This window comes from Clostridioides sp. ES-S-0049-02 (assembly GCF_020658465.1).
In the GTDB taxonomy this organism is placed as follows: domain Bacteria; phylum Bacillota; class Clostridia; order Peptostreptococcales; family Peptostreptococcaceae; genus Clostridioides.
Genome location: NZ_JACVWG010000011.1, coordinates 97023 through 110305, shown reverse-complemented (window position 1 = coordinate 110305; position 13283 = coordinate 97023). Strand labels below are relative to the sequence as shown.

Below are 13283 nucleotides of genomic sequence, written 5' to 3'. Positions count from 1 at the left end.
TATACAGTTTGATATCACTCAAATCACGACCCATTACACCAGGTATTTCTATAAAAGCATTTGAATTATTCTCATCTATTATTTTAGTATTAGCTAAAAAACCTGGAGTTTTATCAGAAACACCAAGCATTGCTTTAACAGAGCCAAACATATAGTATTGAGAAGTATATTTTTCATCTACTAGATAGTAACCTTTTTCACCTCTTTTTTCCCATGCTTCTTTGACACTATTTGATATATTATTGTCATCTACCTTTTGAGCTACATAGTATAAACTTGCTGTCTGACCTAATCCAGGAACATCATCATAAGAGCTCATATTTAAATATGTGATATTATTTTTTTCTTTTACAAATTTTAGGCAACTATTACCTTTTTCAGATACGAATCTATCTTGACCTATGTATACATATTTATCTTTAGGTCCATTTTCTATGTATGGAGAAGATACTGTTAGAGTACCATTATCATTAACATCAACTTTTAGCATATTTGAAGAAGCATAAAGTCCACTATTTTCTTTTAAATAACTTGGCATTTTGACTTGTTGTGGCTTACTAAATGTTTTATCAGGTTTTATTTCTTTAATTTTACCTTTTTCTTTTAATGCAGATAGTAAAATTTCTTGCCCAATTACTTCGTTAAGTTGACTACTTCCACCAGAAGAAACAACTGCAACTGCCATATTTTCATCTGGAAGCACTGTAAGATTACTATGGAATAATAAAGAATCTCCACCTTTTGTAAGTGCTTTTAGATTATATTGATTAAATGGATAAGTGTTGACACAATCCCATCCTAAACCATATCCAAGGATAGAGTCTTCTCCCTCAGGCCATAGACCATTTAAATATTCTTTATTTTCCATAGCTTTTACTGAAGCAGGAGAAAGAATTCCATTTGATTTTTTCATAAATGTTTGTGCAAATGTACATAGATTTTCTGCACTTGAATATAAACCACCTGCACCTATAGTATTAAGGTTATCTTGTGGAACTGCATCTTCCCAATAAGGTACATAGGCTTTTGCAAGTTTTGAACTATCAAAGCTATTTTCTGGAGTTTTTGTGTTTTGTAAGTTAAGTGGATTGTTTATGTATTTATCAAGAAAATTAGTAAATGACATACCAGATACTCTTTCTACTAAAATTTCAGCTAAAGTAAATCCATCATTACAATAAACAGAAAAAGCTCCTGGCTTAGCTTTTAATCTTTGTTTCTTTAATTCTTCTAAGAAATTATCATGATTATAAGAATCATTGTCTCCCAATAAAAGGGCATTTTTAAAACTACTTCCCATTAGCCCTGATGAGTGATTTAATAACATTCTTGGAGTGATTTCTTTATATCTATCATCAGCCATTTTAAATTCAGGTATATATTTTACAACAGGAGTATCTAAATTTACTTTTCCCTGTTCAACCAATTTCATAACAGCTGTAGTAGTAAATACTTTACTGATAGATGCAATATTGTACATATTATCCTTAGTTAAATTTTTATTATCTTGTTTGCTGTATACTCCACCATTTCCAGAAATCTCAATTTTACCATTATCAATTAGAGCATATTGAGCGCTTACAGCTCCGTATTTAGATAGTAAAGTTTGAATTTTCTCTTTAGCAAGAGCTCTAGTTTTTGTGTAAGACTCCGAACCTTTACTATAATCATTTAACTCTATATCAGAGCTTTGATACTTATCGGAGATATTGTTTGTGTCATTATCAGCAAAAGCAATATTTGGAGTAGCTGTAAATAACATACTAAGTACCAATGTGCTAGATAATAACTTAAATAATCTTTGCTTAAACATATTAAATTACCTCTTTTCCCTTTTAATAATTACAATTAGCATAACATTCTTAATTATTTTAATCAACAGATTATTGTTAAGAAAAATACATTTATAATAAGTTACATTTTATATATATGAGAGAAATAAAAAGATAACATTTTGCTATTGGACTATTCATTTATTTAATTAAAATTTTATAATTGACAAATAGTTGTAATATTTAGAAGAATCGATTTCCTAATAATGCTTGAGGATATATGCATTATTTTGTGGCAAACTTTTTAAAAAAACACCTAGATTTTATGTTATAATCTCTGTAAAACGCATATGCTGAAAAGAGGGATTTAAATGGGAAAAATAAATTTTGATTATAGTAAAGCTACGGAATTTTTTTGCCAAAAAGAAATAGATGTCATGCAGCCGTATGTAGATGTGGCACATGATATGTTACATAATAAAACTGGTTTAGGAAATACTTTTTTAGGATGGATAGACCTTCCTAAAAATTATGATAAGGAAGAGTTTGCTAGAATAAAAAAATCTGCTGAGAAGATAAAATCTGATTCTGAGGTTCTTTTAGTAATCGGTATAGGAGGCTCTTATTTGGGTTCAAGAGCTGCGATAGACATGGTAAGTCATTCTTTTAGAAATGGGCTTAAAAAAGAGCAAAGAAATGCTCCTGAAGTATATTTTGTAGGTCATAACATAAGCTCAACATATATTATGGATTTACTAGATGTAATTGAAGGTAAAGATGTTTCTGTAAATGTAATATCTAAATCAGGTACTACTACAGAGCCAGCTCTTGCTTTTAGAATATTTAAAAATTATTTAGAAAAAAAATATGGAAAAGAAGAAGCTAGAAAGAGAATATATGCAACAACAGATTCAAGTAAAGGGGCGCTTAGACAATTAGCTACAGAAGAAGGATATGAGACTTTTGTAATACCAGATGATGTAGGTGGTCGTTTTTCTGTATTGACAGCTGTTGGATTACTTCCTATTGCAGCTGCAGGACTTGATATTGATGCCATAATGAATGGTGCAAATGATGCTCGTGAAGCATTTCAAAATTCTGACTTAAAAAATAATGACAGTTATAAATATGCTGTAGCTAGAACAATTTTACATAGAAAAGGAAAAGATGTAGAGTTATTGGTTAACTATGAACCTCAACTACATTATATGAGTGAGTGGTGGAAACAACTTTATGGAGAAAGTGAAGGAAAAGAAAATAAAGGATTATTTCCTGCTTCTGTAGATTTTTCAACAGACTTACATTCTATGGGACAATATATTCAAGATGGAAAAAGACTTTTATTTGAAACAGTACTTAATGTTGAAAGTTCTAAGAGAAATATAACTATAAATTCAGAAGAAGTAGATTTAGATGGTTTAAATTATTTAGCAGGCAAAACTGTAGATTTTGTAAATCATAAAGCTTTTGAAGGTACTCTATTAGCACATACTGATGGAAAAGTGCCTAACTTGGTAATAAATATACCTAAGTTAGATGAGTATAATTTTGGATATTTAGTGTATTTCTTTGAAAAAGCTTGTGGAATAAGTGGATATTTACTAGGAGTTAATCCATTTGACCAACCAGGAGTAGAAGCATACAAGAAAAATATGTTTGCTTTACTAGGAAAACCAGGTTATGAAAAAGAAAAAGAAGAATTAGAAAAAAGACTTAAATAATTTTAGATAGTTAAGGTTTAATTAAGATTAGAATAATATAATGAAATCATCGAAAGAGAGTTTACTCAAAATAGATGATTTCATTTTTTTATGGAAAATTGGGAAAAATATATTTTGATAATTTATATTATATTTAGATAGGGAGTGGTATGAGATGTCAAGAAGAAAGAAAGGTATAAGTTTAGTAATATTAGTCGCTATAATAAGTTCAATACTTAGTAGTTTGCTAACAATAATTTTAGTTAAAGATAATTTAGGAAGTAAATCTACAGGAAGTTCTACGCCCATAGTTGTAAATGATGATGGAAAGAGCCAAAACATTTACCAAGCAGTTGCAGAAAAGGCAACACCATCTGTTGTAGGTATTACGACAACTAGCGTCGATACTAGTAATATGTTTGCAATACCAACTGAAACACAAGGAGTAGGAACTGGGATTATAGTAGATTCAAATGGATATATACTTACTAATTCTCATGTTATATCAGATGGCCAAGCAACTAGTGTTAATGTTTTATTTAATGATGGTTCAACAACATCAGGTAAAGTGGTATGGTTTGACCAACAACTTGATTTGGCCATAGTTAAAGTTGATAAAACTGGATTAACACCAGCTGAATTTGCAGATAGTGATAAAGTAAAAGTTGGAGATATATCAATAGCAATAGGTAACCCACTTGGACTAGACTTCCAAAAGACAGTTACTCAAGGTATAATAAGTGGATTAGATAGAACTATACAAACAGAAAAAACTAATATGACAGGGTTATTACAAACTGATGCAAGTATAAATGCAGGAAATAGTGGAGGGCCATTGTTAAATCAAAAAGGTCAAGTAATTGGTATAAATACAGCAAAAGCTTCTCAAGCAGAAGGGTTAGGATTTGCGATACCAATCAATACAGCTAAAAGTATAGTTGAAGAAGTAATAAAAACTGGAAAATATGAAAAAGTAACTTTAGGTATAAAAGGAACAGATGTATCAAATTATGAAGCAGCTACAGGTACAAAATTAAGTACTGACAAAGGAGTATATGTTGCAGAAGTAATATCTGGTTCATCAGCAGAAAAAGCAGGAGTAAAAGTAGGGGATATTATAACTAAAGTAGGAGATGCAGATATAACTGGTATGAATGACCTTAATAAAAAGTTATATACTTTCTCAAAAGGTGCTAGCACAAAAATTACATTAAATAGAGGCGGAAAAGCAGTAACAATAAATGTAAAATTCTAAATGTTACTAGAGAAACAGAGACTACATGGTAAAGTGTAGTCTCTGTTTTTATTTAATTTTTATAGTATATATATCTAAATTAATTAAAATAACATATTGTTTATAGAGATTATCTATATTTACTTATAAAAATAAAATTAATAAATATTTAAATTTAATTTATAAAATCAATATAAATATCATAATAAAATAAAAATTTTTAATATTACTAAAAAAATATAGACAAAATAATAACGAATATAGTATTATGTAATTGTAGAAATGCTTTTCATAGAAATAACCTATGAAGATGAATTACATAAAGATGAAAAAAAAGGAATGGATATTCTTTAGGGGTGAAAAAATTATGAATCCATTAGTTATAAATTTACAAAAATGTAGTATACATGATGGTCCAGGGATAAGAAGTACAGTTTTTTTTAAAGGATGCCCACTTGAATGTGTTTGGTGTCATAATCCAGAAAGTCAAACATATACAAAACAAGTTTTGTATAATGAAGAGAGATGTTCAAGATGTGAAGCATGTATAAATATATGTCCTCACAAAGCAATTTACAAAGGTGAAACAAAAATATGTCTAGACCAAGAAAAATGTGAGTTTTGTGAAACTTGTTTAGATTATTGTATAAACAATGCTAGAGAAATAGTAGGTCAAGAGTATTCTGTTAAAGAACTGGTTAAAGAGATAGAAAAAGATAGAATTTTCTATGAAGAATCAGGTGGAGGAGTAACTTTATCAGGTGGAGAAGTAATGGCTCAAGATATGGATTTTATTTGTGGAGTAATAAACATGTGTAAATCAAAGGGAATTCATGTGGCAATTGATACTTGTGGATATGCAAAGTCAGAAAATTACGAAAGAGTTGCTGAATGTGCAGATTTGTTCTTATACGATATTAAACTTATTGATGAGGAAAAACATATAAAATTTACAGGAAAATCAAATGATTTAATACTTAAAAATGTTAAACTTTTGAGTGAATCAGGAGCTAATATAAATATAAGAATACCATTAATTGTAGGCGTAAATGTAGATGATGAAAATTTAGAGGTTAAAAAAATGATAGAGTTTTTAAAGCCTTTGAATATAAAAGATGTAAGTCTTCTTCCATATCATAATATTGGTAAACATAAGTATGATAAAATTTATAAAAAGTATGAAGGAGAAGAGTTACAAAGACCTACTGAAGAAAAATTAGAAGAAATAAAAAGGCTGTTTGAAGCAAGTAATTTCAATACTAAGATTGGGGGGTAATAAAATGTTAAGAGGAACTTTTGAAAGAACTAAAAAATTAAGAGAAGAAAGTGTTAATGCAGAACCACACATATCTATTGAAAGAGCAGTACTTATGACAGAAGCTTATAAAAAATATGAAGGAAGTGTAGAAATTCCTGTACTTCGTGCTTTATCATTTAAACATTACATTGAAAACAGAACTCTTAGTATAAATGATGGAGAATTAATAGTAGGCGAAAAAGGAGATTCACCTAATGGAGCACCAACATATCCAGAAATTTGTTGTCATACAATGGAAGATTTAGAAGTAATGCATAATAGAGACATAATAAATTTTAGTGTGTCTGAAGAATCTAGAAAAATACATCAAGAGGAAATAATACCTTTCTGGAAGAAGAGACAAACCAGAGATAAGATAATAAATGCTATGACACCTGAATGGTTAGCAGCATATGAAGCAGGTATGTTTACAGAGTTTATGGAACAAAGAGCTCCAGGACACACAGTTTGTGGAGATACAATATATAAAAAAGGATTTTTAGATTTAAAGAAAGATATAGAAGCAAGACTAAAAGAATTAGATTTCCTTAATGACTTAGATGCATATAATAAAAAAGCTGATTTAGAAGCTATGGCAATAGCTTGTGATGCAATGGTTATATTAGGAAAGAGATATGCTGAAAAGGCAAGAAAAATGGCAGAAGAAGAAACTGATGAAGCTAAGAAAAAAGACTTATTGTTAATTGCTGAAACTTGTGATGTTGTACCAGCTCATAAACCAGAAACTTATCATCAAGCTATACAAATGTACTGGTTTGTTCATATAGGGGTTACTACTGAGCTTAATATATGGGATGCATTTACTCCAGGAAGACTAGACCAACATCTAAATCCTTTTTATGAAAGAGATGTAGAAAATGGAATATTAGATAGAGATAGAGCACAAGAATTACTTGAATGTTTATGGGTTAAATTTAACAATCAACCAGCACCACCAAAAGTTGGTATAACACTGAAAGAGAGTAGCACATATACAGACTTTGCAAATATAAATACTGGTGGAATAAATCCAGATGGTCAAGATGGTGTTAATGAAGTTAGTTATATAATACTTGATGTCATGGATGAAATGAAATTAATACAACCTAGTTCAAATGTTCAAATAAGTAAAAAGACTCCTCAAAAATTCTTAAAGAGAGCTTGTGAAATATCAAGAAAAGGATGGGGTCAACCAGCATTTTATAATACTGAAGCAATAGTTCAAGAGCTTATGGAAGCTGGTAAAACTATAGAAGATGCAAGACTTGGAGGAACTAGTGGTTGTGTTGAAACTGGATGTTTTGGTAAAGAAGCATATGTTTTAACTGGATATATGAATATTCCAAAAATACTTGAATTAACACTAAATAACGGTTATGACCCAATTGCGAAAAAGCAAATAGGTATTGAAACTGGAGACCCTAGAGATTTTAAATCTTATGAAGAATTATTTGACGCATTTAAAAAGCAGTTACATTATATGATTGATATAAAAATACAAGGAAATGCTGTAATAGAAAATATATGTGCAAAACATATGCCTTGCCCACTTATGTCTACAATAGTTGATGATTGTATAGCAAAAGGTAAAGACTATCAAAGAGGTGGAGCAAGATATAACACTAGATATATACAAGGTGTTGGTATAGGAACTATAACAGATAGTTTAACAGCAATAAAATATAATGTATTTGACAAGAAAAAATTTGATATGGATACATTACTTAAGGCACTTGATTCTAACTTTGAAGGATATGAAGCTATACTTAATATAGTTTCAAATAAAACTCCTAAGTATGGAAATGATGATGATTATGCTGATGGAATAATGGAAGAAATATTTAATGCATATTACAATGAAGTAACTGGTAGACCAACTGTTTGTGGTGGAGAATATAGAGTAGATATGTTGCCAACTACTTGCCATGTATACTTTGGAGAAATTATGGGAGCAAGTGCAAATGGTAGACTTTGTGCAAAGCCAGTTTCAGAAGGAATCTCTCCAGAAAAAGGTGGAGATACTAATGGACCTACAGCAGTTATAAAATCTTGTGCTAAGATGGACCATATAAAAACTGGTGGAACATTGTTAAATCAAAGATTTGCACCATCAGTAGTACAAGGTGAAAAAGGATTAGACAACATGGCTAATCTAGTAAGAGCATACTTTAATATGGATGGACATCATATACAATTCAATGTATTTGATAAAAATGTATTATTAGAGGCTCAAAAGAATCCTCAAGATTACAAAGACTTAATAGTTAGAGTTGCAGGATATAGTGACCATTTCAACAATTTAAGTAGAACATTACAAGATGAAATAATAGGTAGAACTGAGCAAACATTCTAGGATTGTTTGTAAATAAAACTTCTTACTATATAAAAATGTAACTGGTATAATAGTATATATTACCAGATACCATTTTAAAAAATTTTAGATTAATTCTGAGCTAACTTTCTGGATAGGAAGTTAGCTCGTTGAGTTTAATGAAAAAATCGTTAAATTTATATTTAATAAACTATATAAAGAAGTAATTTATAATAATCATAATAAAATTATATTTTATAATAACTAAGATAATTTTAAGCAGTTAAAATATTATAAATTTAGCTACTTTAAAATAAAAACTAATAGAAAAAGAGGAGATTTGATATGAAAACTTTAGGATTTATTGGTTCAGGAAATATGGGAAGTGCAATGATAGGTGGTATAGTAAAATCAGGATTAGTAAAAGCAGAAGATATAACTGTATCAGACTTAAGTCAAGTTGCTTTAGATAAAGTAAAAGAACAATTTGGAATAAATACTACAACTGATTCAAAGGTGGCTGTTGCAAATTCAGATGTAGTGATAGTAGCACTTAAGCCTAATATATGTGAAAAAGCTTTAGCTCCACTTAAAGAATTAATAGATGAAAGTAAAATAATAGTATCAATAGCAGCAGGAAAAACTATAGAAACTCTTGAAAGTATTATAGGTTCAGATAAAAAGATAGTAAGAGTAATGCCAAATACTCCAGCACTTGTTGGAGAAGGTATGTCAGCTCTTTGTAAAAATTCAAATGTTACTGATGAAGAATTGAATATGATTAAAGCTCTATTTGAATCATTCGGAGAAGCAGAAATAGTAGCAGAATATTTAATGGATACAGTTACAGGTATTAGCGGCTCTTCTCCTGCATATGTATTTATGTTTATAGAAGCTATTGCAGACGCAGCAGTACTAGCTGGTATGCCAAGACAGCAAGCTTATAAATTTGCATCTCAAGCTGTTATGGGCTCAGCTAAGATGGTTCTTGAAACTGGAAAACATCCAGGAGAATTAAAAGATATGGTTTGTTCTCCAGCAGGAACTACTATAGAAGCAGTTAAAGTGTTAGAAGAAGAAGGATTTAGATCAGCAGTTATAAAATCTATTGTCGCTTGCATAGATAAATCTAAAGATATGAGCAAATAGTAAATTAAGAATAAGATAAAAATATATGTCTCAAAATGAATTTTGTAGTTTATTTTGAGACATTATTTATATGTATTAACAATTATAATTCTACTAATAAAAAAGAAGTAATCTTCATCTTGATTTTTTACAGATTATATAAATATGTATTAATCTTTTTAAATATTAGTTTGATAATATGAATTTTATTTTAAAATAAAAGATTTATATAAATAGCCAATAGAATCTATTATTTTAACGGTTTTTGATATATGGAAAAACTAGCAAAAGAACTTGGTGTTGAAATTGATATATGTCTTAGTTCTATTAAAGATAGAAAAACACAAAATGAAGTGTGCATAGAGCTAATTGACAGTTGTATATATGTCTTAATTATAAGACCTAAAGATACTACAGGTATGGATGCCCAGTTAGAAACAGCGAAACAAATCATTGCAGGAATACAATCAAGTACTATATATGGACGGAAAGGTATTAGCATAAACCGCTATAAATGAAGCCTATTACGTGGCTAGAGGAGAAAGAATTAATTATACTAACACTTTGGATAATGGTACTGAAAAGTCAATACCAGAGAGTCTTATTATTGGACGCTTGGTTATAAAAGAAAATTTAGATAAGATACTAATTGATAGCAAATGTTATACAAAAGAAGAAGTTTATGGTTCTAATTAATCAATAATTATAACCATAATTAATAAAAATTCCTATGGTTTTTTAATGATACCATAGGAATTTTTATTTTATATTTTATTTTTCAGTCCATGCATACCTTTTGTAATAAATATACTAATAATTTTTGCAGTTTTTTCTTCTGTTTCTGAATTATTTCCACTATATTCTTTAGAAATCATTTCTAAACACCCATCTATAATTCCTCCTATAATACAAGCATCCAAAATATCAACTGTTTCTTTATCTTCTATTGTATGACTACTTTCTTGAATGCCTTTTTTCAGTATTTCTTTATATTTATAAAAAAAGGATGTACTTTTACCATTACAAGATAAATTTTTAATTGTGTTTGCATGTTCTTGGAAAAAGGTAACAATTTCTAAAATTTGAGGATATGGATTTTCAACAATATCATAAATATTACTTTCCTTCATTAGACTTATACATTTATTGAATAGCTCTTCTTCTATTTGTTCTTGAACATCATAAATATCTTTAAAGTGTGCATAAAATGTCCCTCTACTTACATCAGCTAATTCTAAAACTTCTTTCACAGTAATTTTACTAATATCACTATTTATACTTAGTTTAATAAATGCTTGCTTTATTGCTTCTTTTGATTTTCTTATATCTCTTCTTTCTTTTTTCATCTTCTAATTATCTCCAATAATTTTTTGATATATGTATAAATTCATACAAAATTTATTTAATTTGTATAGAACTATACAAAATATTTATAATTTATACATTGTGTATAATATTATATAATAGTATACTCTATCTAAAATAAAAATCAAGTTTTTGGAAAGGTGGAATTTTATATGAATAGTATAAAAAAAGAAATAGAAAATATAGTATCTTCTTCTAAAAAAATTGGGAAAGCATACCATGAAACTGGTGTTGAAGTTGGAAAAGCTTATGCAAAAGCAGGTAAAAAAACTGCAAAATTATTCAAAGAATTATATGATGGTGAAGAAACATATGAGGTAAAAACAAAAGAAGATTGATTTGTAGAAACATAGGGAGTTGAACATGAAGTTAGGTAATAAGAGGCTAAATAAGTAAAAAAGAAGCTATTACACAACAATTTACATTTGTTTGTGTGATAGCTTCTATATTGTTATAACAAGATTTTTGTAAGAACTATTTTTGAAAGATAGCTCTTTAAATTTATTTTTAAATTAAAATATTTACATATTAGTGTGTACTACTTTTTTTATTACTGTTTTCCTCACCTGAGCAAGAATTAGTACTTGGACATCCAGAACAACCAGAACATCCACTACAGCTATTTCCATTTTTGGTAGATTTAAATTTATTAAACAAAATTAAAAATGCAAGAACTATGATTATTCCGCCGATTAAAGCCTCCATTATTGAATTTCCCATAAATAATACTCCGCCAATACTTTTAACTATAAAAGCCATTATCCATGCTAATATAAACTGATATGCAAATGATGTAAACATCATTTTATTTCCATATTCTTTTTTCATAGTTGCAAGAGCAGCTATACATGGAGTATATAGAGCTGTAAATATTAAGAATGTATATGCAGTAACACCATTAAATATTGTTGGTAATACAACAGTCAAATTACCATATAGTATATTCAAAGAGTTTACCACGATTTCTTTTGCTCCAAGACCACTTAAGATAGCAACTGAAGTTCTCCAGTCATCAAAACCAAGAGGTTTAAATATAGGAGATATAATATGACCTATAGTAGCTAAAAAGCTTACATTTATATCTTCTGTAAATCCAAATACATTAAATGAAGAAAGTCCCCAAATAACAACTGACATTGCAAACATTACAGTAACTACTCTTATTAAAAAACCTTTTGATTTATTCCAAGTATTTTTAATAAGTGCGTCTATAGTAGGTATTCTATATTCTGGTAACTCTAATATAAATGGTTCAGCCTCTGTCTTAAAAGCTGTTTTATTTAAAACTAGTGCAACCACAATTGCCATAATGATACCGACCAAGTATAATGATGTAGTTACTAAAGCAGCATTGTGTGGGAAAAATATAGCTACAAATAATGCATATATAGGTAGCTTTGCTCCACAAGTCATAAGTGGTGCAATAAGAGCTGTAACTCTTCTGTCTTTTTCACTTTCTAGTGTTCTAGTTGCCATTATAGCAGGAGAAGAACATCCCATACCCATAACTATGGGTATAAAAGCTTTACCAGATAGACCAACCTTTCTCATAACTTTATCCATCAAAAATGCTGTTCTTGACATATATCCACTATCTTCAAATAGAGATATACCAAAGAATAATGTAAATATTAAAGGGAAGAATGGTAAAGTACCACCAACACCTCCAATTATTCCATCAACAATAAGTGATTTAAACCATGGGCTAGAGTTAGCTAACATATCACTAACGGGTGTAGAGATATAAGCTTCTATAAGGCCTGCAAAGCCCTCTTGAAGTGGGCCTCCAACCCAATCAAAGGTGAACTTAAATAAAAGAAACAATACACCAATAAATATTGGATAGGCTAATATAGGATTTAAAACTATATTGTCTATTTTATCACTGATAGATTTTGTGTGTGTATATGTAGTCTTTGTACATCTTGATAAGATAGATTCTAACTTCTTATACGTTTCTGTTTCGCTTCCAAAGTCTGTTCGATATTTAAATGATTTTTTAGTAGCATCTTTAATTTCTGATTCTATTTTTTCTACGCCATCTTTCTTTTTTGCGATGATTGGAACAACAATTACTCCAAGTTCTTCACTTAATTTTTTATCATCTATATTAACACCCTTAGATTCTGCAATATCTAACATGTTAAGCAGTATAACGATAGGTTTATTAAATTGCATAAGTTGAGTTGTTAAGTAGAGATTTCTTGATAAGTTAGAAGCATCTACTACATTCACTATTACATCAACATCTTCATTTTCTAAATATGACTTAGAAACCTTTTCTTCATTTGAGAAAGTATCCATTGCATATATACCAGGTAAATCTACAACCTTTATTTCTTTCCCAATAAATCCTTCTTTTTTCTCAATAGTAACACCAGGCCAGTTACCAACATACTGATTTGAGCCTGTAAGCAGGTTAAAAACAGTAGTCTTACCAACATTTGGGTTTCCTAATAATGCTACATTAATCACA

General features: G+C 29.1%; 11 protein-coding genes. 8 read left to right on the top strand and 3 right to left on the bottom strand.

Features of this window, described 5'->3' with window-relative positions; genetic code table 11:
- The coding region (locus tag IC213_RS17285) for a serine hydrolase domain-containing protein (protein WP_227863304.1) at nucleotides 1-1813 on the bottom strand (1813 nt) is incomplete at its 3' end.
- Between the two features lie 330 nt (nucleotides 1814-2143).
- Between IC213_RS17285 and IC213_RS17280 the strand changes: the two genes are divergently transcribed.
- From IC213_RS17280 to IC213_RS21075, 7 genes are all read left to right on the top strand, one after another.
- Nucleotides 2144-3493: a glucose-6-phosphate isomerase gene (locus tag IC213_RS17280; protein ID WP_227433670.1), complete on the top strand. Its 1350-nt coding sequence runs from the start codon at nucleotides 2144-2146 to the stop codon at nucleotides 3491-3493.
- Nucleotides 3494-3647: 154 nt separating this feature from the next.
- A complete protein-coding gene (gene htrA / locus IC213_RS17275; RefSeq protein WP_227481856.1) occupies nucleotides 3648-4727 on the top strand; it encodes a serine protease HtrA in 1080 nt (359 codons plus the stop codon).
- Between the two features lie 346 nt (nucleotides 4728-5073).
- On the top strand, nucleotides 5074-5982 hold the full coding sequence (locus tag IC213_RS17270) for a trans-4-hydroxy-L-proline dehydratase activase (RefSeq protein ID WP_227433672.1): 909 nt from the start codon (nucleotides 5074-5076) through the stop codon (nucleotides 5980-5982).
- A 4-nt stretch (nucleotides 5983-5986) separates the two neighbouring features.
- Complete coding sequence (hypD, locus tag IC213_RS17265) at nucleotides 5987-8356, top strand: trans-4-hydroxy-L-proline dehydratase (RefSeq protein WP_227433673.1); 2370 nt, start codon at nucleotides 5987-5989, stop codon at nucleotides 8354-8356.
- A 303-nt stretch (nucleotides 8357-8659) separates the two neighbouring features.
- A complete protein-coding gene (gene proC, locus IC213_RS17260) occupies nucleotides 8660-9463 on the top strand; it encodes a pyrroline-5-carboxylate reductase (protein ID WP_227836293.1) in 804 nt (267 codons plus the stop codon).
- Between the two features lie 251 nt (nucleotides 9464-9714).
- Entirely contained in the window at nucleotides 9715-9960 is a 246-nt protein-coding gene (locus IC213_RS17255; protein WP_227863303.1) for a hypothetical protein, read from the top strand.
- Nucleotides 9961-10006: 46 nt separating this feature from the next.
- Nucleotides 10007-10138 carry a hypothetical protein gene (locus tag IC213_RS21075; RefSeq protein ID WP_255619096.1) on the top strand — a complete coding sequence of 44 codons (132 nt, stop codon included), beginning with the start codon at nucleotides 10007-10009 and terminating at the stop codon, nucleotides 10136-10138.
- A gap of 68 nt (nucleotides 10139-10206) precedes the next feature.
- Here IC213_RS21075 and IC213_RS17250 read toward each other — a convergent pair whose 3' ends face one another.
- Nucleotides 10207-10788 (bottom strand): TetR/AcrR family transcriptional regulator, encoded by a 582-nt coding sequence (locus tag IC213_RS17250; RefSeq protein ID WP_227836290.1) that lies wholly within the window; start codon nucleotides 10786-10788, stop codon nucleotides 10207-10209.
- Nucleotides 10789-10959: 171 nt separating this feature from the next.
- Between IC213_RS17250 and IC213_RS17245 the strand changes: the two genes are divergently transcribed.
- The gene (locus IC213_RS17245) at nucleotides 10960-11145 is read left to right on the top strand and encodes a hypothetical protein (protein ID WP_227433678.1); all 186 of its coding nucleotides are present in this window, start codon (nucleotides 10960-10962) and stop codon (nucleotides 11143-11145) included.
- Between the two features lie 190 nt (nucleotides 11146-11335).
- Here IC213_RS17245 and feoB read toward each other — a convergent pair whose 3' ends face one another.
- Nucleotides 11336-13282: a ferrous iron transport protein B gene (gene feoB / locus IC213_RS17240; RefSeq protein WP_227863302.1), complete on the bottom strand. Its 1947-nt coding sequence runs from the start codon at nucleotides 13280-13282 to the stop codon at nucleotides 11336-11338.
- Nucleotide 13283 lies beyond the last annotated feature (1 nt).

Excerpts from the sequence above, each read along its gene's own strand:
- IC213_RS17250 (WP_227836290.1), bottom strand. The coding sequence starts at position 10,788 with ATGAAAAAAGAAAGAAGAGATATAAGAAAATCAAAAGAAGCAATAAAG.
- proC (WP_227836293.1), top strand. The coding sequence starts at position 8,660 with ATGAAAACTTTAGGATTTATTGGTTCAGGAAATATGGGAAGTGCAATG.
- IC213_RS17255 (WP_227863303.1), top strand. The coding sequence starts at position 9,715 with ATGGAAAAACTAGCAAAAGAACTTGGTGTTGAAATTGATATATGTCTT.
- IC213_RS17270 (WP_227433672.1), top strand. The coding sequence starts at position 5,074 with ATGAATCCATTAGTTATAAATTTACAAAAATGTAGTATACATGATGGT.
- hypD (WP_227433673.1), top strand. The coding sequence starts at position 5,987 with ATGTTAAGAGGAACTTTTGAAAGAACTAAAAAATTAAGAGAAGAAAGT.
- htrA (WP_227481856.1), top strand. The coding sequence starts at position 3,648 with ATGTCAAGAAGAAAGAAAGGTATAAGTTTAGTAATATTAGTCGCTATA.
- IC213_RS17280 (WP_227433670.1), top strand. The coding sequence starts at position 2,144 with ATGGGAAAAATAAATTTTGATTATAGTAAAGCTACGGAATTTTTTTGC.
- IC213_RS17245 (WP_227433678.1), top strand. The coding sequence starts at position 10,960 with ATGAATAGTATAAAAAAAGAAATAGAAAATATAGTATCTTCTTCTAAA.